This window comes from Nocardia sp. NPDC051321, from assembly GCF_044455225.1.
Classification (GTDB): Bacteria; Actinomycetota; Actinomycetes; order Mycobacteriales; family Mycobacteriaceae; genus Nocardia.
Window position 1 is genome coordinate 210,489 of the sequence record NZ_JBITEM010000017.1, and the last position, 21,002, is coordinate 231,490.

General features: G+C 67.9%; 16 protein-coding genes. 8 read left to right on the forward strand and 8 right to left on the reverse strand.

Going from position 1 to position 21,002, the window contains the following annotated elements; genetic code table 11:
• Positions 1 to 23: 23 nt before the first annotated feature.
• Positions 24 to 1,502 carry a xylulokinase gene (xylB, locus tag ACIA8C_RS35740; protein WP_397142542.1) on the reverse strand — a complete coding sequence of 493 codons (1,479 nt, stop codon included), beginning with the start codon at positions 1,500 to 1,502 and terminating at the stop codon, positions 24 to 26.
• Between the two features lie 77 nt (positions 1,503 to 1,579).
• On the opposite strand from xylB, the gene ACIA8C_RS35745 reads away from it, so the two are divergent.
• Positions 1,580 to 2,083: a hypothetical protein gene (locus tag ACIA8C_RS35745; protein ID WP_397142544.1), complete on the forward strand. Its 504-nt coding sequence runs from the start codon at positions 1,580 to 1,582 to the stop codon at positions 2,081 to 2,083.
• On the opposite strand, the gene ACIA8C_RS35750 is transcribed toward ACIA8C_RS35745, so the two are convergent.
• From ACIA8C_RS35750 to ACIA8C_RS35765, 4 genes are read right to left on the reverse strand one after another with little or no spacing between them, the layout of a single operon-like run.
• On the reverse strand, positions 2,075 to 3,079 hold the full coding sequence (locus ACIA8C_RS35750; protein ID WP_397142546.1) for a glycoside hydrolase family 172 protein: 1,005 nt from the start codon (positions 3,077 to 3,079) through the stop codon (positions 2,075 to 2,077). The genes ACIA8C_RS35745 and ACIA8C_RS35750 overlap by 9 nt on opposite strands.
• A gap of 19 nt (positions 3,080 to 3,098) precedes the next feature.
• Entirely contained in the window at positions 3,099 to 3,566 is a 468-nt protein-coding gene (locus ACIA8C_RS35755; protein WP_397142548.1) for a thioredoxin domain-containing protein, read from the reverse strand.
• A gap of 58 nt (positions 3,567 to 3,624) precedes the next feature.
• The gene (locus ACIA8C_RS35760; RefSeq protein ID WP_397142550.1) at positions 3,625 to 5,112 is read right to left on the reverse strand and encodes an FGGY-family carbohydrate kinase; all 1,488 of its coding nucleotides are present in this window, start codon (positions 5,110 to 5,112) and stop codon (positions 3,625 to 3,627) included.
• The gene (locus ACIA8C_RS35765; protein WP_397142552.1) at positions 5,109 to 6,521 is read right to left on the reverse strand and encodes an L-fucose/L-arabinose isomerase family protein; all 1,413 of its coding nucleotides are present in this window, start codon (positions 6,519 to 6,521) and stop codon (positions 5,109 to 5,111) included. Before ACIA8C_RS35765 ends, ACIA8C_RS35760 begins: the two co-directional genes overlap by 4 nt.
• Before the next feature lie 138 nt (positions 6,522 to 6,659).
• On the opposite strand from ACIA8C_RS35765, the gene ACIA8C_RS35770 reads away from it, so the two are divergent.
• Both ACIA8C_RS35770 and ACIA8C_RS35775 read left to right on the forward strand, forming a co-directional pair.
• The gene (locus tag ACIA8C_RS35770) at positions 6,660 to 7,631 is read left to right on the forward strand and encodes a carbohydrate kinase family protein (protein ID WP_397142554.1); all 972 of its coding nucleotides are present in this window, start codon (positions 6,660 to 6,662) and stop codon (positions 7,629 to 7,631) included.
• A 45-nt stretch (positions 7,632 to 7,676) separates the two neighbouring features.
• Positions 7,677 to 9,893: an HAD-IIB family hydrolase gene (locus tag ACIA8C_RS35775; protein ID WP_397142556.1), complete on the forward strand. Its 2,217-nt coding sequence runs from the start codon at positions 7,677 to 7,679 to the stop codon at positions 9,891 to 9,893.
• Here ACIA8C_RS35775 and ACIA8C_RS35780 read toward each other — a convergent pair.
• On the reverse strand, positions 9,841 to 10,728 hold the full coding sequence (locus ACIA8C_RS35780; protein WP_397142558.1) for a glycosyl hydrolase family 32: 888 nt from the start codon (positions 10,726 to 10,728) through the stop codon (positions 9,841 to 9,843). The two genes, ACIA8C_RS35775 and ACIA8C_RS35780, sit on opposite strands and share 53 nt — an antisense overlap.
• A 72-nt stretch (positions 10,729 to 10,800) precedes the next feature.
• Complete coding sequence (locus ACIA8C_RS35785) at positions 10,801 to 11,979, reverse strand: MFS transporter (RefSeq protein ID WP_397142561.1); 1,179 nt, start codon at positions 11,977 to 11,979, stop codon at positions 10,801 to 10,803.
• A gap of 170 nt (positions 11,980 to 12,149) precedes the next feature.
• On the opposite strand from ACIA8C_RS35785, the gene ACIA8C_RS35790 reads away from it, so the two are divergent.
• The gene (locus ACIA8C_RS35790; protein ID WP_397142563.1) at positions 12,150 to 12,908 is read left to right on the forward strand and encodes a tyrosine-protein phosphatase; all 759 of its coding nucleotides are present in this window, start codon (positions 12,150 to 12,152) and stop codon (positions 12,906 to 12,908) included.
• A 7-nt stretch (positions 12,909 to 12,915) separates the two neighbouring features.
• Here ACIA8C_RS35790 and ACIA8C_RS35795 read toward each other — a convergent pair whose 3' ends face one another.
• The gene (locus ACIA8C_RS35795) at positions 12,916 to 15,201 is read right to left on the reverse strand and encodes an ATP-binding cassette domain-containing protein (RefSeq protein ID WP_397142565.1); all 2,286 of its coding nucleotides are present in this window, start codon (positions 15,199 to 15,201) and stop codon (positions 12,916 to 12,918) included.
• A gap of 62 nt (positions 15,202 to 15,263) precedes the next feature.
• Here ACIA8C_RS35795 and ACIA8C_RS35800 point away from each other — a divergent pair, with 62 nt between their 5' ends.
• The 4 genes from ACIA8C_RS35800 to ACIA8C_RS35815 all read left to right on the forward strand — a co-directional run bounded on the left by ACIA8C_RS35800 (position 15,264) and on the right by ACIA8C_RS35815 (position 20,551).
• Positions 15,264 to 16,238: a helix-turn-helix transcriptional regulator gene (locus ACIA8C_RS35800; RefSeq protein ID WP_397142567.1), complete on the forward strand. Its 975-nt coding sequence runs from the start codon at positions 15,264 to 15,266 to the stop codon at positions 16,236 to 16,238.
• An 89-nt stretch (positions 16,239 to 16,327) separates the two neighbouring features.
• Entirely contained in the window at positions 16,328 to 18,355 is a 2,028-nt protein-coding gene (locus tag ACIA8C_RS35805) for a TRAP transporter permease (RefSeq protein WP_397142569.1), read from the forward strand.
• Complete coding sequence (locus tag ACIA8C_RS35810; RefSeq protein WP_397142571.1) at positions 18,352 to 19,347, forward strand: TAXI family TRAP transporter solute-binding subunit; 996 nt, start codon at positions 18,352 to 18,354, stop codon at positions 19,345 to 19,347. The genes ACIA8C_RS35805 and ACIA8C_RS35810 overlap by 4 nt, the downstream gene beginning before the upstream one ends.
• A gap of 208 nt (positions 19,348 to 19,555) precedes the next feature.
• On the forward strand, positions 19,556 to 20,551 hold the full coding sequence (locus ACIA8C_RS35815; RefSeq protein ID WP_397142574.1) for a TAXI family TRAP transporter solute-binding subunit: 996 nt from the start codon (positions 19,556 to 19,558) through the stop codon (positions 20,549 to 20,551).
• The last annotated feature ends 451 nt before the right edge of the window (positions 20,552 to 21,002 follow it).

Genomic DNA, 21,002 nt, shown 5'->3' on the forward strand with positions numbered 1-21,002 from the left:
CGTGACCGGCTGGCCTCAGACCGCTACGCGTGACCTTGCTGGTGCCGTCGTCGTCGTGGCACCGGAATGGGCGGCCCCGCACTGGAACCGCCGTAGAGATTCCCGTGTGCCCGTTGGTATTCCGCACGGATGTGGCTGCCGATCGAGGGTGCACTGGGTGCGGGGATCTCGGCGACGGTTCGTGCGGGCCAGGCCGGTGGTTCGGCGGCACCGCTGAGCGCCCAGGCAGCTTGCCGGGCGGCCCCGAGCGCGACGTACTCGATCGGCTGCGGAACAGTGACGGGCACTCCGAATATCTGCGCGGCGATCTCGGCGACCAGGGTGGAGCGGGCGGCCCCGCCGATCAACAGAATGCGCCGCACACCCGTGCCTCGCGCGCGGAGATGATCGAGCGCTTCGGCCATATTGCACAGCATGCCCTCGAAGGCGGCGCGCGCGATGTGGCTGGGGCGCATGGTTTCCGGACGTAGACCGTGCAGACTGCCGGTGGCGTGCGGCAGGTTCGGGGTGCGTTCGCCGGACAGGTAGGGGAGTAGGACGAGTCCCTCAGCACCCGGCGGCGCCTGCGCGGCAAGCGATTCGAGGGCGGCAAGGTCGACGCCGAGCAGCTCGGCGGTGTATTCGAGCACTCGCGCGGCATTGAGGGTGCACACCAACGGCAGAAAAGCCCCTGTCGCGTCGGCGAATCCGGCCACCGCGCCGTCGGCATCGGCGCTTGGCACGGTGGCGCGGGCGAAGACGGTGCCGCTGGTGCCGAGCGAAACCACCACGTCGCCGTCGCCGAGCCCGAGACCCAGTGCGGCACCGGCATTGTCGCCGGTGCCCGCCGCGACGAGCACGCCGCCCGGCGTGTGTCCGGCGGTCTCGGACGGCCCGAGTACCCGGGGCAGCTCGGGCGTCCGCCCGCGAAACCCAAGGGCGAGTAGGTCTTTGCGGTACTCGCAGTCGGCAGGCGACCAGTAGCCGGTGCCGGAGGCGTCACTGCGATCGGTGGTCGGTTCGAGCGCGGTGTTCGCCGGTCCACCGCCGCGTAGCCGCCAGGTCAGGTAGTCGTGCGGCAGCATGACCCGGGCGGTGCAGTCGGCGAGTTCCGGCTCGTGATCGGCCAGCCAGCGCAGCTTGGTCACGGTGAAGGCGGCCAATGGGACACTGCCGACGGCATCGGCCCACGCCCGCGCGCCGCCGAGTTCCAGGATCAGCTCGTCGGCCGCAGCCGCGGAGCGGACGTCGTTCCACAGCAGCGCATCGCGCACCGGTCGCCCGTCGGCGTCGAGCGCGACCATGCCGTGCTGCTGACCGGCCACCGCGATCGCGTCGACCTGCTCGAGCAACCCGGCACTTGCCGTACGCAACGCGTCCCACCAGGCCTCCGGCGACACCTCGGTGCCTCCCGGATGCGGTGCCTGCGCCTGGTGCAGGATCTCGCCGGTGTCGGCATCGCAGACCACCACTTTGCAGGACTGGGTGGAGCTGTCCACCCCGGCCACCGTTGCCGCACACATAGCTCCACCTTGCACCCGAAACGCCCGCGCCCGGCGCATTTCGGGTATTCGATGGTCGAATCGGGCACACTGGCCCGGTGACCGACGATCCGGACCGACCTGCCGACGTGCATGTGCGGACCGGTGCCGGAACACCGGTGCCGGAGCTGACCGACGCCCTGCTCACCGAGCTACTCGACGAGCCGCCCGATCCGGGATGCCCGTTCATCGTGATCAATCGCGGCGATCGCGACTACATCCAGACTCGCCTGCTGCCCGACGGCGTGTACGAGATCGAGCATCGCGCCGACGGATCGGACGAGCAGTTTCAGGTGTACACCTCCGACGCCCGCCTGGTGCGCGACGTCATGTGGGCGTGGGTGGACGAGGACCCATGGTGGCGTGACGCCGTCGCCTGGTATCGGGTCGACCCGGCGGTCGCCGAGGTACAGTCCGTGCTCCGCGATTTCGCGGATCTGCTCGGCGGCATGTCGGTGCTGGACGGCATCGAAGCCACCATGGACGACGCGCTGGCCCGCGCCGACGAACTGCTCGCCATGGATCTCGACGACCTACCCGCCGAGCCCGGCGAATCACTCTGACGGCACGGCCCGATAGCACCACGCGGTGCTGGCGATGTCCGCGTTCTCCAGCGGCAGATAGGCATCGCCCTCCCAGCCGAGTGCCTGTACGGTGACGCGTAATTCGCGGTCGAAGCAGATCGGGTCGCGCGCATGCCAGCGGTACATGCCGAATTGCTGGTCCGGCTGGTAGATCTGGCCCGGCGGCAGCACCTGGACGAGCCCGACGTACGGCGCGGAGTACATGCGATAGGTGTTGTCGATATCGAAATTCCAGGCGCCGCCGAAGTAGTCCTCGGTGCCCGTGCCGCACAGGGTGGGAAAGTCGGTGTCGCCGTCGAGATAGAACTTGAACTCGCCCTCACCCCACCAACCGGGAGCGTTGGGCCGCATCGCCAGGTAGGTGCCGACGTAACGTCCGGGACCGCACACCGTGTCCAGCACGGTGTGGATAGCGGGGTGGCCCAATGGGTTACGGCGTGACCATTGGGTGTGCAGGTAGCCGGCGGCCGCCGGTACATCTTCTTCGGTGTAGGTGACTTGGTAGTACACCGGAACCGTACGGCCCGAGTGGTTTTCCAGGGTGATCCTGGCGTGTCCGCGAAACGGCATGGGCCAGTAGCTGTTCAGGCCGCCCGCCGGGCCGACCACCACCAGCTCCGAGTCGACCAGCGCCAGTTCCTCCCAGCCGTTGCAGAAGAAGTACCCCAGCGGCAGGTCGATCGCGGGCTCGGCGGCGTCGTCCCAATACATCCGCAGCGCAATGTCGCGCAGCGCACCACGATCGGTGGTCAGCCAGATATGGCGGACCACGCCGGGGCCGGAAATGTCTGCCAGGGTGGCGGTTTGACCGTCGTCGAGCAGGATCGACGGTGACACCTTCCAGCCGACGCCGAGGAATCGTGCCGCGTGCGCGCCGGTGCCGGTGGTCGCGCGACCGCCGGCGCCGGGAGCGCCCGTCGGGTTCTCGGCGCTGATCGACCGCGTGCGCGTGTTGTCCAGCTGCCATAGTTCCATCGGGCGCCTCCAGGGTGGGTTACAGGCCGGGCCAGCCATATCTACTAGGGGTCGGGGCGAGTCCCGCCATCCGTGAGTTCCCGCCCATTACGGCCGGAGTGGCCGCACCGTACGGTTCGGCCGGGACGCCGTACTCCTCGGCGAATTCCCGGCGGATCTTTTCCATGTCCAGCCATTTGATGTTCTGGATGAGTTCTTCGAGCGACTCGGCGTCCATGAAGCCCGCCTCGTTGTACACGAGCAAGCCTTCGCGATACGCCATCACCGTCGGGTACGCACTGATCTCGGCCGCGTTCTTCATCGTCTCCTCGGCCATCGCGTCGACGGTGCCGTGCACGACGTCGTGGTGCCGCTCCGCCGAGGCCTCGTAGATCGGCGCGAACCGAGTACACCAACCGCACCAGTCGGCCCACCAGTCGACGAGCACGATGGGATGGCGGGCGATGGTGGACTCGAAATTGGCCGGGGTCAGGGGGAGTGTGGGCATGAGATCCTCGTATTGATTCCGACAGAGCAACCCTGCATCCTCGCATAGGGCGCGAGGTTCAGGAAAACACCCCCTTGCGGTGTTGTTCGCTCGCGAGGAAATGGGTAATAGCAGCACTGCATTCGTACAGTTCGCGGTAGCGCTGGTAGTACGCGTCGTATTCTTCGGTACGTCCAGGATAAGGCTCGACGGTGGCGACCACCGGATTCCATTCCGCGGTGTCCAGGCCCGCCGCCTCAGCGGCCAGCAGCGCGTCGCCAAGGCATGCGCCGATCGTTTCGGCGGGCAGTTGCTGGGGCAGCCCGGTGACATCGGAGACGATCTGCGTCCACAGTCCGCCTTTGGTGCCGCCGCCGACCGCGACCAACCGTGCGGCCTGCCCGCCTGCCTCGGTCATCGCCGCGAGATTGTGCCGCACGCCGTAGGCGATGCCCTCCAGCACCGCGCGATAGAGCTCGGCGCGGCCGTGCCCGAGGGTGAGGCCCGCGACGATGCCTCTGGCGTCCGGATCGAACAGCGGCGTGCGCTCGCCGGCGAAGTAGGGCAGCACGAGCAGCCCCCGGCCACCGGCGGGCACCCGCGCGGCCTCGGTGACCAGGTCGGCGAACTCGCCGCCGACCAGGTTGCGCAGCCAGTCGGTCACCGCGCCCGAGGTGGCCATGCCCGCGGCGAGAGTGTATGTGCCGGGCCAGGTTCCGCAGGTGCCCCACAGCCCGGGATACGGCCGAGGGTCGGTCAGCACCTGGACCAGGAACATGGTGGTGCCGTACATGACCATCGCGTCGCCGGGCGCGCGCACGCCGACGCTGGCGGCCTCGGCCCAGGCGTCGATGGTGCCGGTGGTGACCGGAAGGCCAACAGGGAGACCGGTACTCGCCGCTGCTTCGGCGCCGACCTGCCCGACTACCTCGGTCGGCCAGGCGAGTTCGGGCAAACGCAAGCCCGGTGCGACGAGTCCGGCCCAGTCCGTGGCCCATTCGCGATTCAGCAGGTCGTACATCGGCACACACTGGCTGGCCGATTGATGATCGAGCACGTAACGGCCGGTGAGCCGGTGCACCAGAAAGGAACTCGCCATCAGCAGCATGTCGGTGGCGGCGGCGACCTGCGGCTCGTGCCTGGCCAGCCAGCGCAACTTCGGCCCGACGGCCTGACTGGTGAGCGGAGATCCGGCGCGTGCCAGTACGGCTTGCGCCCCGAATTCGGCGTTGAGTTCGGCGATTTCGGCGGACGCCCTGGTGTCGACGCCGTACAGGATGGCCGGACGCAGCGGTCGGCCGGTCGCGTCGGCCGGGAGCAGGCACGGGCCGATGCCGGAAACGGCGAGACCGTCGAGGGTGGCACCGCCCGCCGCGTCGATGAGGTCGCGGATGATCGCGACGAAATCTGCCCACCACACCAGCTCCGCGTCGTGCTCGACCCAGCCGGGGTGCGGAGTCGAAACACCATGCGCGCGTTCGGATCTAGCGAGGATGGTGCCGCTCTCGTCGGTCAGCACACCCTTGGAACTGGCGGTACCGATGTCGACGCCGAGGAACCTCGTCACCGGACGAACTCGTCGAGGGTGACCCCGAGCAGGTCACAGGCCGCCCGCACGGCCGCCCGATGATCACCCGGTACGGCGTGAATGTGGTTGGCGCCGAAGCGGGACAGGAAATCCTCGGCGCGCGCGTCGAGCCGGGCGAACGCGTGCGGCCATTCCCAGGTGGACTGCTTCATCAGCGCTTCGTTGGTCTGGTCGTCGTAGGTCTCGAACTCGCCGAGCATCAATTGCATTCGGTAGTCGCCGTCTTTGCGGGTGAGGCGGGCCAGCGTCATGCCGCCTGGCGCGGCCAGATGGTGCACCGAGGCGCCGCCGGCCGGGAAGAAGAAGACCTCCGGATACAGGTGCACCTTCGCGAGGTTCTCGGCTGGGTCCGCGCTGCGGGCGGCGAACCACGTCGCGTGCTGGCCGGAATTGCACAGGTCCCAGATGTCGCGGTCGGCGTGGTAGTGCCGCACGTCGGCGAAAAGCACCGGGGTGCCCGCGATCTGCTTGAGCAGCTGCATGGTGAGCGCACCGTCCATGTCCGCCTCGGTGGCGCACACGTGGGTGTCCTTCGGCCCGTTCCAGTCGTACGGGTCGTTGAGGAACGCCTCGGTGATGTCCATCGTGGCGAAGTACTGGGTGAGTTCCGGTTGCCCCTTGATGCCGGAGAAATCCAGGCGCCATTCGGCGATCAGCTCACGTACCGCCAGGTACGAACGAATCTGGCGCTCCAAGATTTCCGGTGTCAACTTCGCGCCGTCGTAATGCACGCCCGCGGCATGGCGTTCCAGCCACTCCCTGGCCGCCTTCGCCTCGCCCGCGTCGGCCAGTTCGGCCCGCCGCACGATCTCCCACTGATCGATCTCCTCGACGTCGATGCCGAAGATCCGTTGCCACTGATCGGTATTGGCGACGGCCGTGTTCATCCCCATCGGTCGTCCGCCGAAGCGCCCGAAGGTGCTGCCGCGCAGGCTCGCCACCGCCGCCGCCGCGCGGGCCCGCACGCCGATTGCCTCGATGAGCGTGGAATCGGCGGGGTCGCCCCACAATCGGGCGTGGTCGCGGCCGATCTGATCCAATGCGCCGCCCGCGGCCAGCATGCCGACCATGCCGGGCTGCACCGGGTCGATATTCGACAGCAGCAGCAGCGGACCGGGCGTCGCGCCCGCGGCCAGCATGGTGAAGTGCGGGAAAGCCCAGACCGCGTAATGGAATACGGTCAGATCGACCTGGGCGGCGGCCACCGCCCGTGCCACCGAAGTCGCCAGGGCGTTGTCACTGATCGGTGCGGTACCGCGCACCACCTCGTGCCCGGCTTGCGTCAGCGCCGCGACCAAATGATCTTCGGTCGTGCTGATGAAGTCCGAAATGCCCGCGTGCACATAGTCGCGACCGTCGGACATACTGATTACACCGATACGGGCCATGCCGGTCCCTCCGCGCGGGTGGGTGGTCGGATACACGATTCAACTCAAGAAATACCAGGCAGAACAGAACGTTTGGGCGGATTCGGCAAATCGCGCGACAGCACCGGTCGATGGCTTGCGATTTGCTAGTCTCGCGGGATGGGAACGGGCCCGGCGGGGCGGGTCGATGCGGCGTCATCGGACGGTCGGCAATACGGCACCGAGGTGCTTGTTGTCGGTGCCTATTACGCCGATCTCGTCTTCCATGGCCTCTCGCGGCCCGTTCGACCCGGTACCGAGGTGTTTGCCCGCGGCTTCGACATACTGCCGGGCGGTGCTTTCACCTCCGCGATGGCGATGCGCAGGCTCGGGCACGACGTGGTGTGGTCGACCGACTTCGGCACCGATGTGTTCAGCGAGCAGGTGCTGGCGGCGACGCGTGCGGAAGGGCTCGACGACACCGGCTTTCGCTTCCACCCGGCGCCGGTACGCAGCGTCACCGCGGCGTTGTCCTCGCCCGAGGACCGCGCGATGGTGAGTTATCAGGATCCGGTCGCGCAGTATCCGCTCGCCGCGGTGCTGCACGAGCACCGGGCGCGGCTGGTGATCCTGCCGCAGCTGTTCTATGGCCCGGACGTGCACGCCGCGCTGCGGGTCGCGCATGAGCTCGGGACGAAGGTGTTCATGGACTGTCAGGACGTCCCGTGCACCCTCGAGACGCCGACGGTGCGCCAGATCCTCGCCCAGGTGGATATTTTCGCGCCCAATGCCGAGGAGGCGCTGCGACTGACCCGCGCGCCGACGCTCAACGCGGCCATCGATATCCTTGCGGGCCTGGTGGATACGGTTGTCGTCAAGCGCGGCGGCTGGGGTGCCATCGCCGTCCGGGACGGTCAGCGGTGCGAGATCGCCGCCGTGCCAGTCGATGTCGTAGACACCACGGCCGCGGGCGACTGTTTCAACGTGGGATTCCTGCACGCGCACCTGGCCGGGCATCCGCTGCGGGACTGCCTGGCCACCGCGGTGGCCTGCGGCGCGGCCGCGACCTCCGCGCTCGGTTCCAGTGCGGCACCGGACTTGACGGAGCTGCCACAGTGGCTCGCCCGGGTGTCACACGCGCGTCAGGTCTGAAAATTCCGCCCGATACGATGATGTGCCCCTGCTATCGTTTCGTAGATGGCAACCGGCGAGGGTTCCAAATCCATTGAGCCGGAAGCACCTTCATCCGGCAAGCGATGTTGCGGCGTGGTCGCGGGCGGCGGCGGTCCCGGCAAGATCCTGGTCACCGACCTGGACGGCACCCTGCTCGGCGGCACCGCCGCCGAGCGGCTACGACTGCGCAACGCGCTGGCCCGTCACCCCGAGGTGACGGTGGTATTCGCGACTGGGCGCGGGATCGAGTCGATCCGCAAGGTGCTGCGCGATCCGCTTGTGCCACAGCCACGCTGGATCATCGCCGATGTCGGCGCCAGCATCATCGATGGCGCGGAGTTGACCCCGGTGGCGGCGCTGGAAGCGCGCCTGCGTGCGGGCTGGCCCGGCGCCGAGGCCGTTCGTACTGCCCTGCGGCACTTTCCGGAGCTGATCCAGCAGGAGGTAGCCCAGCAAGGGCGATGCTCGTTCCATTTGCCGCCCGACGCACTGACCCGGGAACTGATCGATGCCGTTGCCGCGCTGGGTTGCTCGTGGCAATACTCGGCGAACGCCTACTTCGACGTGCTGCCCGGGCCCGCGGACAAGGGCAACGCGCTGGTCCTGCTCGCCGAAGAACAGGGCTGGCCGATGGACGCGGTACTGGTCGCGGGCGATTCCGGGAACGACCGTTCGATGTTCGGCCGCGGCGCGCACGGCGTGATCGTCGGCAATGCCGAACGCGGTCTGCTGGCCGCGGTCCCCGTCGACCAGGCGGCGCACCGGCCTGAACTATCCGGCGCCGCAGGCATTCTCGCGGCACTGCGGGACCTCGGCTGGGTCGAGCCCGACTACCCCCTTGTGGTGGGATACCACCGCGCACCGGTCACCTGGACTCCCGGCGGCTGGCGCACCCCGTCCAGCCCCAACGGCATCCTGCCGACCCTGAACAGCGTGTTCGCCGGGGATCTGCCGGCGGTCTGGGCGACGGGCGTCGTCATCGAACCCGACGAATCCGCCGCGCGCCTCGACGATCACGGCACCGGCCTTCCGCTCGCTTTTCTGCCGCTGACCTCGGCCGAATGGCACGGATACTTCCACAGGGCCTGCAAAGAGGCGCTGTGGCCGGTGCTGATGTCACAACCGCACCGACTACGCTTCGACCCCGCAGCCTGGGCCGCGTATCGCGCGGTGAACACGCGCTTCGCCGACCACATCAGCGTCCGGGCCGCACCCGGCGCGACGGTGTGGCTGCACGACTACAACCTGTGGCTCGTGCCGGGCCGCCTGCGCGAGACCCGGCCGGACCTACGGATCGGGCTGTTCCACCACACGCCGTTTCCCGAGCCGGATGTCTTCGCCGCGCTGCCGCCCGCCGCCGAGATCCGCGCCTCGCTCAGCGGGTTGGATTGGGCGGGTTTCCACACCGAGGTGTTCGCCGAGCGCTTCTTCAGGTCACTCGCCGACCCGCCTCGGATAGGCGTTCATCCGTTGGGCATCGACCGCGCCGCGATCGAGGAGTTGACCGGCACCCGCCCGCTCGACCGGCGGAAAACCCTTGGGCCCGTTATCCTTTCGGTCGAACGTCTGGATTACATCAAAGCGCCTGTGCAGAAGGTCGAGGCCATCGGGGAGCTGCTTGTGCGCCATCCAGAGCTGCGTGGTGCGCTGCGATTCCGGCTCGTCTGCCCGCCACCGGAACCCGGCATCACCGCTTACGACGCGACCAGGCAGGTACTCGAGCGCCGTATCGATGAAATCAACCGTGCGTGGGCATTCGGCGAATGGCGTCCCATCGAATACTTCCCGAGGGCCCTGAGCTTTCCCGAGGTTATCGACCACTACCTCGACGCGGACGTGTTCTGGGTGACCTCGCTGCAGGACGGCATGAACCTCACCGCCAAGGAATTCATCGCCGCCCAGGCCGCGGTGGGCCGTTGTGGCGTGCTGGTGCTCTCGCGGCATGCGGGTGCCGCCGAGCACTTGGCGGCCGGAGCCCTACTGACCGAACCGAATTCACCAACCGACCTCGTCGAGACGCTGTACCGCGCGCTGAATCTCCCGCCCGGACAACGCCGGGAGCGGCTTTCCTGCCTGAGTGAGCTTCTCGGGCACGACAATCCGGCCCACTGGGCCGCCGAGATCATCGCCGCCATCCAGGGCACTCGGCAGGCACGGCCATCCGACCAAGCGGCGTGCGCGAAACCGGCTACCGCGGCACGACTTTCCCGACATTCGGATCGCGTGGCGGCGGGAAGGTGAGCGACGCGAGGTACACCCCGCCCTGACCCCAGCCCGCGTGCGTGATCCACCAGCGGAGGTCGTCGTGCACCAATTCCGCGGCGTGGGCGGCGATATGGCCCACCTTGCCGCCGATGTGGAAGCAGAACGGGTTGTCGCTGCGGAACACATCGGTGCCGACATAGTCCGGGCGCGGGCCGACGAACAGATACCACCAGCCGTCCTGCTGGACAACGAAGGGCGACTCGGTATTTCCCGCCTCGGTGCCCGTCGTCGGGTCGGTATAGGCGATATGCCGATCGCCCCAGTGCACGAGATCAGTGCTGGTGCGATACGCGACAACGTGATTGCCGCCGGTGGGGTCGCTCGTCGCGCAGTAGTACATCACCCACTGGTCACCGACTCGGGCGACCATCGGGTCGCGCGCGTCGTAGCCGTCATAGAACAGCGGGCCCGATTGTCTGCGCGTCCAAGTGAACAGATCGGTCGAGGTGGCCACATTGATGGCCGCGGCCGTCCGATCCGCGCCGCCGCCCGCATAGAACATGTAGTAGCGCTCGTACGCCGCGATCACGAACGGCGCCCACAGATGAGTCTCCCCGTAATCCGGATCGACCTGCAGCGCGGACGGCTGCTTGGTCCACGGCCCGAGCAGTTCGTCGGCGGTCGCGTGCGCGAACTCGGTCTCGTCGAACGGATTCGCGGGTTCCGGGTGCGTGATCCCGAACAGATGCCACCGCCCGTCCGCGTCCTGGACGATGGTGTGGTCGTTGATGTACCAGGCCTCGGGCTCCCCGGCACCGGGATCGTAGATCCGCACAAATGGGCCCGCACACACCACTTCGCGCATCGCCATAGCCACCATCATCCTCGCCATGCCGCCTGCCGCACCGCCGATCGCCCGCACTGATGCGGTTCCGCGACCGGTTCACGGCCGGGCCCGCAACACCCCCGCACCTGCGGCGGCCATCAGGACGAACAGCACTGGCACCGCGAGTCCGACCGCGAGACCATGGCTTTGGGCGACGAAGCCGATCAGCACGGGGCCGGTGAAGAAGCCGAGATAGCCGACAAAGGACACCGTGGCGATCGCGCGGGCCGGGGGCACGCCGGGCACGGTGCCGCTCGCGGCGAAGGCGAGGGGCAGCGTGAACGAGATGCCGAAACCGAACACCGTCACCCCGGCCAATGCCGGGATCGTATCCCCGATCAGCAACGCCACACCCAGGCCGAGACCTGCTGCGACCGTGCCGAGTAGGAATGGCCGTACCGCACCGAACCAGATGACGAGCCGGTCGCCGATCAGCCGACCGGCGAACATCGACCCTGCGAACAGCGCGAAGCCGAGTGCCGCCACCGAGGTGCTGGCGTGTGTTTCCTCGTGCAGGTAGACGGCGGTCCAATCGTTGGCCGCCCCCTCGGCCATCGCCACACAGAATGCCAGCAGGCCGAGGACCAGCAACCTGGTCGGCCAGCGGCGTGCGCTACCGCGGGTAACCCGCTCGCCGCGCACCGTGCGATCGGTGGACGACGGCAGCATGCCGCGCGCACCGAGGACGGCTGCCACGGCGACCAACGCGCTGACGCCGATGAAATGCACCGCGACCGCCACGTGTGCGCGCTCGACCGCCGCGCCGACCAGCGAACCACCGATCATGCCCAAGCTGAAACAGGCATGGATGCCGGACAGCAGCGGCCGTCCACTCGCCTGCTCTACCGCGACACCGTGCGCGTTCATCGCCACGTCCACCACACTGTTGAGCACCGCGAAAACGAACAGCGAGGCCGCCAGCCCGGCCAGATTTCCGCCGATCAGCAGCCCGGACAGGCAGAGCGCGAACAGCGGCGTCGCGACCCGAAGCGTGGCGCGACTCCCGAACCGCAGGGTGACGAGCTTGCCGAGTTGCAGCCCGAGCACCGCCCCCAGGTTCATGCCCGCGAATGCCGTTGCCAGCCCCGCTTCGTCGAGCCCGAGTTCGTTCTTGATGGTCGGGGTGCGGGCAACCCACGTCGCGAACAGCGCCCCGCTGAGAAAGAACGTCAACCGGACCGACCACAGCGCCGACCGAACGTCGGTGCTGGACGTGCTCGACGTCGATATCGGCACTTGGCATGCTCCTTTCGCCGGACCCCGGGCCTCGACCGGGGCCACGAATCGGCTAGCGAAACACGAAAGCAAGAGCGCGGCAACACCTTTACGCTGACGTTCGCGCTCGCCCGGCCTAAACTGGTGGTGCGGGTTCGGCGAGTGTTGTTCCGGCCCGCGGAGAGTGTGATATGCCCACCGATCTCACCCCAAGCCGGTGGGTGGAGTTCGCCGAGATCGACAATGCGCGCGACCTCGGTGGCTTGCCTGTGAGCGGCGGGGGCACAACCCGTTTCGGTGTTGTCTATCGTTCGAGCACACCGCAACAGCTCTCCGAAGCCGATCTGGCGTATCTGCTCGGCCCGGTAGGTTTGCGGACCCTGGTCGATCTGCGGACACCCGTCGAGGTGGCGCGGGAGGGATACGGCCGCCTAGCGAAAAGCGCTGTGCGCCTGGTCAATCTCCCGGTGTGCAAGGCGGCGAGCACCGCGGCCCCCAGCGAACTCGTGCCGGACGCGCGCCGCTTCGACCTGTGCGAGTTGTACCACGAACTGCTCACCGGCAGCGCCGCGTCCGTGGTGTCCGCGGCCCGGCTGATCGCCGACACCACCCAGCACGCCGTCGTCTTCCATTGCGCCGCAGGCAAAGACCGGACCGGCATCCTCGCCGCCATCCTGCTCGACGCGGTCGGCGTCCCCGCCGAGGCCATCGTCGCGGACTACGCGCTCACCGCCGAACGCATCGTCCGCCTGCGCACCCGCCTCGACACTCTGCACTCCTACCGCGGCCTCCCGCCCGCTCGAACCGGCATCCTCGCCGTCGACCCGGCCCCCATGCGCCGCTTCGTCGCCGACCTGCACGCCCTGCACGGCGGCGCCGCCCGCTGGCTACGCACGAACGGCCTCACGGACGCCGAACTGACCGCCTTGCGCCGGACCATGCTGGCATAACCGGCACTCAGGCCGCGTCGGCCATGCTGCGTCGCAGGTAGTCGGCGGTGATCGAGTTCTCGTCGGCCAGCAGTGCGGCGGGCGTTCCGGCGAACACGATCTCGCCGCCGTGCTTGCCGCCGTCCGGGCCGAGGTCGATGACCCAGTCCGCGCGTTTCACCACGTCCAGGTCGTGTTCGATGACGAGCACGGTGTTGCCCGCGTCGACCAGGCGGTCCAGCAGCGCCATCAGGGTATCGACATCGGCCATGTGCAGGCCGGTGGTCGGCTCGTCGAGGACGTAGACGCCGCCGCTGCGGTGCAGGTGGTCGGCCAGTTTGATGCGCTGGCGTTCGCCGCCGGACAGCGAGCTGAGCGAACGGCCGAGGGTGAGGTAGCCGAGGCCGACGTCGTTCAACGAGCGAAGTGGCGTGCGGATCTTGTTGTCGGCGTGCCCATCCCAGAACTCGAGGGCCTGCTCGGCGGTCATGTCCAGCACGTCGGCGATAGAGACGCCGCGCACCGAGTAGGAGAGCACCTCGGGCCGGAAACGCCTGCCGTGGCAGGTCTGGCACACGGTGGTGATCGGATCCATGTACGCCAGATCGGTGAAAATAACGCCCGCGCCACCACACTCGTGGCACGCACCGTCGGAGTTGAAGCTGAACAGGCCAGGCTTCACGCCGTGTTCCTTCGCGAACAACTGGCGCAGCGGATCCATGATGCCGATATAGGTGGCGGGGCTGGACCGGCGGGACGCGTGAATCGCCGCCTGGCTCACCGCGATCGCGTCCGGATGCGCGGCCAGAAACGCGCCGGAGACCAGCGTGCTCTTGCCCGACCCGGCCACACCGGTGATCGCGGTGAGCACACCGGTCGGGAATCGCGCGGTGACGTTCTTCAGGTTGTGCAGCTCGACATCGGCGACGGTCAGCCATCCGGTCGGCGTGCGCGTCTCGTGCTTGACTCGTTGCACCCGGCGCAGCCGCTCGCCGGTCACCGTGCCCGAGGCACGCAACTTTTCGACCGTGCCCTGGAACTCGACCTGCCCGCCGTGCCCACCCGCGCCGGGGCCCATGTCCACCACCTGGTCGGCGATCGCGATGACATCCGGGGAGTGCTCGACCACCAGCACCGTATTTCCCTTGTCGCGCAACTGGATCAGCAGGCTGTTCAGCCTGCCGACGTCACGCGGGTGCATCCCGACGCTCGGTTCGTCGAAGATATAGGTCATGCCGGTGAGGCTCGACCCTAGGTGCCGAACGACTTTGAGCCGCTGCGCCTCGCCACCGGACAGCGAGGAGGTCTCCCGATCCAGGGACAGATAGCCGAGGCCGACCTCCTCGATCCGCCGCAGCCGCGCGATCGCGGCTCGCGCGATCACCGCGGCCATCGGATCGTCGATCGTGCCGAGGACCTCGATCAGATCCGACACCTCGAGCCTGCCGTAGTCGGCTATGCCGAGCCCGTCGATCCGGCTGGCCAGCGCGGCCGCGCTCAGCCGCGCCCCGCCGCAGGCGGGGCAGATCTCCTCGGTGACCACCTCCCGTGCGGCCGCCCGGTTCTTGTCCGACAGCGAGTCGAGATCGCGCTTGATGTAGAGGCGATCGAACCGTTCGAGCAGCCCTTCATAGGCGTTACTCCCCACGCCCCCCGTCTTGTTCGGCCGCGGCACCCGAAAGCCGTTGCCGCGCAGGAACAGCTGCCACTCCTGCGCGTCGAAGTCACGTAACGGCTTGTCGGGATCGAAAAGTCCCGATTGGGCATAGAGCTGCCACTGAAACGTGCCGATGGCGAACGGCGCGAAGGTGATCGCGCCCTCGTTGAGCGACTTGCCGGTGTCGAGCAGCTTGTCCATATCGGGCCGCACCACGTGGCCGAGCCCGCCACACTCCTGGCACATGCCGAGCGGGTCGTTGAACGAATAGCTCGTTGCCTCACCGGCACTCGGCTCACTGTGCCGGGAGAACAGCACTCGGATGATCGACTGGATGTCGGTCATGGTGCCGACCGTGGAGCGCGAGTTGCCGCCGATCGGCCGCTGGTCGACGACCACCGCGGGGGCCAGGTTGTCGATCGCGTCGGCCTCGGGACGCTCGTATTTCGGTAGCCGGTTGCGGATGAACCATGTGTAGGTGTCGTTGAGCTGGCGCTGCGACTCGACCGCGACGGTGCCGAAAACGATCGACGATTTGCCCGAGCCGGACACCCCGGTGAAGACCACGATCTTGCCCTTCGGGATCTCCAGCGAGATGTTGCGCAGGTTGTTCTCGCGGGCGCCGACGATCTGGATGGTGTCTCGCTCTGCATTCACAACAACCACGCTATGCGGCAATGAGGTCAGGATCAGTCCTCATTGCGAGCCATACTGGAACAGTGACCGAGACCGCCGCACGCTTACTCCAATTGCTGTCGCTCCTGCAGACCCGCCGCGAATGGACTGGCCCGGAGCTGGCCGATCGTCTCGGCGTCACCGTGCGTACCGTGCGCCGCGATATCGAACGGCTGCGTGAGCTGGAGTACCCCGTGCACGCGAGCCTCGGCTCGGTCGGCGGCTACCGCCTGGAAGCGGGCACCGACCTGCCGCCGCTGCTGCTCGACGACGAGGAGGCGGTCGCGATCACCCTCGGCTTACGTAGCGCCGCGCAGGGTTCGGTGGCGGGTATCGAAGAGTCGGCCGCCCGGGCATTGGTGAAGCTGCAGCAGGTGCTGCCTTCGCGCCTGCGCGGCCGGGTGGACGCGATCGACTCGGCGACGGTCTCGCTGGGCGGCCCGGCCGCCGGACCGCGCGTCGACCCGGAAACCCTGGTCATCCTGGCCGCCGCGGCCCGCGATGGCGAGCGAATCCGCTTCCACTATCGCGACAAGAGCGACGCGCAGAGCAAGCGATTCGCCGAGCCGCACAGCCTCGTCTCGGCGGGCCGCCGCTGGTACCTCGTCGCTTGGGACATCGACCGTGCCGATTGGCGGACCTTCCGCCTCGACCGTCTCGATACCCCGTTCCCGACCGGGGTGCGTTGCGCGCCAAGAGAATTGCCCGGCGATGACGCGGCGGCCTTCGTCGCTGCCCAGCTGGCCCACGCGCGGCCGACGCGCAGCGTGGTGTTCCTCGTGCACGCCTCGGCCGAGCGATTGGCCGAAACCTTCCGGGTGCGACCGGAAGAGGTCGAACCGATCGACGACCGCAGCTGCCTGATCCGCACCAGCGCCGACTCGCTCGAATGGACCGCCGTCCGGATCGCCCACCTCGATCTCGAGTTCGAGGTCAAGGAACCACCCGAGATGCGGCGCATGCTGCACGACGTCGGCGCCAAACTGCTTCGCGCGGCCGGGAATCCGGACGTGCACTGATCGGCACGGGCGCCGTGGACCTGGAAATGACCGATTCGCCTGTTTTCAATACCGGTATACGACCGGTCGTGCGTTGCTATCGTTCCGCCATGTCGAACACGGCGGGCGATCGTTTGGAATCCGAGGCGCCCGTGGAAGATCGGCCCACATTGCTGGAGGTCGATGATGAGGAGCGGCCCGCCCGGGTACTGACCGGCTGGGCCGAGCGGGTAGTCGCGGCGACGTCCTTCGCGGTCGCGATCCTGGTGGTGTGGCAGGTATTTCGGCCACTGCCGCAGGGGAGTCAGTACTACCTGGTGGTGTTCCTCGCCGCGACCTTGCCAATGGTGTTCCTGGCGTACCGATCCGGGCTGCGGTTCCTCGATCGAGGCGACGGGCCAGGCGTATTCGATTGGCTGCTGGCCATTGCCGCCGTGCTGGTCTGCCTCTATCCGGTGCTGCCGTTCTCGATCGGGTCGGGCGGCGGCGGGTATAACGCCTTCCTGGATCGACAGGGGCTGCTGGATCCCGTCGACGTCGCCATGGGCGCGGTGCTGCTCGTCCTCGTGCTCGAGGCGTGCCGGCGGGCCACCGGCTGGGTGCTCGTCGCGGTCTGTCTGGTGTTCGTGGCCTACGGGTATTACGGCGGATTCCTGCCGCAGGACTGGACAATCGCGCACGCGGGCTTGGACTTCGGTCAGATCGTCGACGCGCTGTACAACTCGGGCAGCGGGTTCTACGGCACGCCTCTGGATGTCGCGGCCACCTACATCGTGCTGTTCACGCTGTACGGCGCGGTGCTCGAATTCTCCGGTGCGGCACAGTTTTTCGTGGACCTGTCGGTAGCATTGTTCCGGCGCTCACGCGGCGCCGCCGGACGCACCGCCGTCGCCTCGGGATTCCTGCTCGGCACGGTATCGGGGTCGGGCACCGCGACCGCCGTGACCATCGGCGCGGTCACCTGGCCGATCCTGAAGCGGGCCGGTTATCCGCCGGAGCAGGCGGGCGGCATGCTCGCCGCCGCGGGCGTCGGCGCGATTCTTTCCCCGCCCACCCTTGGCGTCGCCGCCTTCATCGTCGCCGAATACCTCGACGTCTCGTATGTGACGGTGCTCGGCTGGGCCTTGATCCCGACCTTGCTCTACTACCTCGGCATCCTGCTGGCCGTGGAGATCGACGCGCGCAGGCTCGGCACCAAACCGGTGCAGACCGGCGGCGTCTCGGCGTGGCGGTTGCTGCTGCGCTTCGGCTACCACTTCCTGTCGCTGATCGCGATCGTCGTCCTGCTGCTGCTCGACGTCAGCGCCACCAAGGCCGTCGTGTACGCGACGGCGTTGGCCTTCGTCCTCGCCTTCTTCGACCCGCGCACCCGGGAGACCGCGCTCTCGCCGCGCCGCGTGTTCGACGCGATCGGCAGCGGGGTGCGGGCCGCGCTGCCGGTGGTCGCGGTGTGTGCCTCGGCGGGCGTGATCACCGCGATGACCACCAAGACCGGGCTCGGCGCACAGCTCGCGTCGCTGCTGGTGCGGGCCGCGAAGTCGGTGTCGGACAACCACACCGTGGTGCTGGCCTGCACCGTCGTGCTCGCGGCGATCGCGCTGGCGCTGCTCGGCCTCGCCGTGCCGGTGACCGCGTCGTTCATCATCGGCTGGGCGATCATCGGCCCCGCGCTGCTCGCGCTCGACGTGCCACCCGCGGCAGCCGCCATGTTCGTCTTCTACTACTCGGTGCTGTCCGAGGTGACGCCGCCGACTGCACTCGCCGCGGTGGGTGCCGCCGCGGTCACCGGTGCCCGCACGGTGCCGACCATGTGGCAGGCGCTGAAATACGCGCTGCCCGCCTTCCTGGTCCCGGTCGTTTTCGTGCTCACCGAACCCGGCGAATACCTGCTCGGCCGCGGCCCGCTGCTCGGCATCCTGTGGACCACGGCCGTCGCCTGCCTCGGCGTCGCGGCCCTCGCGGTGGCCACCGGCGGCTGGATCCTCGGGATCGGCCCGGCCAAGCCGCCGGCCAGGGCGCTGGCCGCGCTCGGTGGTCTGTTGCTGCTGTACCTGGAGACCGGCGCGCTGATCGCCGGCCTGGTCGCGCTGACCGCGGCCGTCGGGATCACTCTGCTCTCTCGAAGGAGGACGACATGAGAAGAGTCGCCATAGTTTTCGCCGTCGCCGCGGTATCGGCCGGGCTGCTGACCGGCTGCGGCGGCCGCCGGGACGCGCCGCGGCACGACGCGGGCGGCGCGATCACCTGCGAGGTGAAACAGGAGACCAGGGTCGGTATCGCCACCGGCAACGCGACGGGCGTCTACTTCGCGCTGGGCAACTCCTACGCCGACCAGATCTCCCAGGCCACCAACGGCAAGGTGAAGGCCACCGCCGCGGAGACCGGCGCGTCCGTGCAGAACATCCAGCAACTCGTCGCAGGCACCTATCAAGTGGCGTTCTCGCTCGCCGACACCGCCTCGGACGCCGTGCTCGGCGCAGGCAGCTTCGACGGCAAAAAGCAACCGGTGCAAGCCCTTTCGCGGCTCTACCCGAACTACACCCAGGTGGTCGCGCGCGCCGGCGCCGGCATCGATTCCGTCGCCGACCTGCGCGGCAAGCGCGTGTCCACCGGCTCACCCAAGTCCGGCACCGAGGTGATCGCCCAGCGCGTACTGCAGTCCGCGGGCCTGAATCCGGAGCGCGACATCTCCGCCCAGCGCCTGGATCTCACCAAAACGGTCGACGGTATGAAGGACGGCTCCATCGACGCCATGTTCTTCTCTGGCGGCCTGCCGACGCCCGGCATCACCGACCTGTTCACCTCCGCCAAGGACAAGGTCCGCTTCCTCGACCTCACCGACCAGCTCCCCGCCATGCGGAAGCTGAGCCCCGTCTACGAGGCGGGCACAATCCCCGCCGCCACCTACGGACTGCCCGCCGACGCGAAAACCATCGTCGTCCCCAACGTCCTGCTGGTTCGCGACGACCTCGACGCCGACCTGGCCTGCGTACTCACCAAGGCCCTCTTCGACCGTAAACCCCAACTGGAACAAGCGAACTCGGCCGCCAAGGACATCACCCGCGAGGACGCGCGCAAAACCGAGCCGGTCCCGCTGCACCGCGGCGCGAACACCGCTCTTACCAAGTAGGAACGGCCGCTGTCTCGTTGCTGCAGCGCTGAAAACCAACCGGATACCAACGTTTTTCATTAGCTGGGAGTGTCGCGTTGCTATCGTCACGCCTTGTCGAACATCAGTGTTGGTCGATGACGTTGCGCTGCCCGCACGGGTGTCGAGTAGGTGGGCGAACGGGTTGGTCGGCCGACGTGGCCGCCCGGCTCGCGCCAGGGAGGACGAGATGAGAACAGTGGCGATCGTGGTCACCGTGGTCGCGGTGTCGGCGGGATTCGTGGCGGGGTGCGGGAAGAGTGCGGACGAGTCGCTCACCGACTCGGGTGCCCCGGTCACCTGCGAGGTGAAGCAGGCGACCAAGCTCGGCATCGCCACCGGCAACGCGACCGGGGTGTTCGCCACGCTCGGCAGTGCCTACGCCGATCAGATCTCGCTGGCCACCGACGGCAAGATATCGGCGACGGCCGCGGAGACCATGGCCTCGGTGCAGAACATCCAGCAGTTGGTGGCGGGGAAGTACCAGGTGGCGTTCGCGCAGACCGACACGGCCGCCGACGCGGTGCTCGGCATCGGCACCTTCGATGGCGAGAAGCAACCGGTGCAGGCGCTGGCCCGGCTCTACCCCAGCTATACCGAGGTGGTGGTGCGTGCCGACTCCGGCATCACCTCCATCGCCGAGCTGCGCGGTAAGCGGGTATCGACCGGTTCGCCGAAGTCCGGCACGGAGATGCTGGCGCGCCGCATTCTGCGGGCCGGTGGCCTGAATCCGGACAGTGACATCGCGGTCAATCGATTGGATCTCACCAAGGCGGTCGCCGGCATGAAGGACGGGTCGATCGACGCACTGTTCTTTACCGGTGGCCTGCCGACACCGGGCCTCGCCGAGCTGTTCGCCTCGGCCAAGGACAAGTTCCGGTTCCTCGACACCTCCGAGGAGTTGCCGGGGATGCGCATTCTGAGTCCGGTCTACGAGTTGGGGACCATTCCCGCGGCTACCTATGGGCTGTCCGAGGACGTGCCGTCGATCGTCGTGCCCAACGTGCTGTTGGTGCGCGACAACCTCGATGCCGATGTGGCCTGTGTCCTCACCAAGGCGCTCTTCGATCGCAAACCTCAGTTGGAGCAGGCGAATGCCGCGGCCAAGGGGATCGCGCGCGACACCGCGCGGGACACGAATCCGGTGCCGTTGCATCGCGGGGCAGAGCATGCGCTGGACAACTGACGGGGCCCGCGCGGACACGTTCGGATGAAGTCTGGGTGGTCTGGGTCACATTCGTGTGATTCAGGCCGATCCTCGGCCGATGCCAGGGGCCTTGACCTGCGAATTCTCGGGCTGCGCAGGCGATTTGACGTGGCGTTATCCGCCGCGTAACTTAGTTCAAGTCAGAGCGACACGGACACCGACCCGGAGCCGAGAAGCCCAGCGGAGACGCTGAGCGGAGGACCGGGAAACGAGGTAGTACGAGGAGCGCCTGACGCTCACACTAGCAAGACCGGTACCCCGATTTCATGTCGGGTTCATGGTTGCGCTAAGCTTGAAAAGTTGCCTCACCGACCGACCGGGCCAAGCCCGCGAAGTGGTGTGTGCGTGTGTTCTTTGAGAACTCAATAGTGTGTCGATGAATGTCAGTGCCAATTATTTAATTGGTTCCGGCCTCTCATACCCCCCGGTT

Coding starts and splice junctions, on each gene's coding strand:
- ACIA8C_RS35770 (WP_397142554.1), top strand. CDS start 6,660: ATGGGAACGGGCCCGGCGGGGCGGGTCGATGCGGCGTCATCGGACGGT.
- ACIA8C_RS35815 (WP_397142574.1), top strand. CDS start 19,556: ATGAGAACAGTGGCGATCGTGGTCACCGTGGTCGCGGTGTCGGCGGGA.
- ACIA8C_RS35810 (WP_397142571.1), top strand. CDS start 18,352: ATGAGAAGAGTCGCCATAGTTTTCGCCGTCGCCGCGGTATCGGCCGGG.
- xylB (WP_397142542.1), bottom strand. CDS start 1,502: ATGTGTGCGGCAACGGTGGCCGGGGTGGACAGCTCCACCCAGTCCTGC.
- ACIA8C_RS35805 (WP_397142569.1), top strand. CDS start 16,328: ATGTCGAACACGGCGGGCGATCGTTTGGAATCCGAGGCGCCCGTGGAA.
- ACIA8C_RS35775 (WP_397142556.1), top strand. CDS start 7,677: ATGGCAACCGGCGAGGGTTCCAAATCCATTGAGCCGGAAGCACCTTCA.
- ACIA8C_RS35780 (WP_397142558.1), bottom strand. CDS start 10,728: ATGGCGATGCGCGAAGTGGTGTGTGCGGGCCCATTTGTGCGGATCTAC.
- ACIA8C_RS35790 (WP_397142563.1), top strand. CDS start 12,150: ATGCCCACCGATCTCACCCCAAGCCGGTGGGTGGAGTTCGCCGAGATC.
- ACIA8C_RS35765 (WP_397142552.1), bottom strand. CDS start 6,521: ATGGCCCGTATCGGTGTAATCAGTATGTCCGACGGTCGCGACTATGTG.
- ACIA8C_RS35750 (WP_397142546.1), bottom strand. CDS start 3,079: ATGGAACTATGGCAGCTGGACAACACGCGCACGCGGTCGATCAGCGCC.
- ACIA8C_RS35755 (WP_397142548.1), bottom strand. CDS start 3,566: ATGCCCACACTCCCCCTGACCCCGGCCAATTTCGAGTCCACCATCGCC.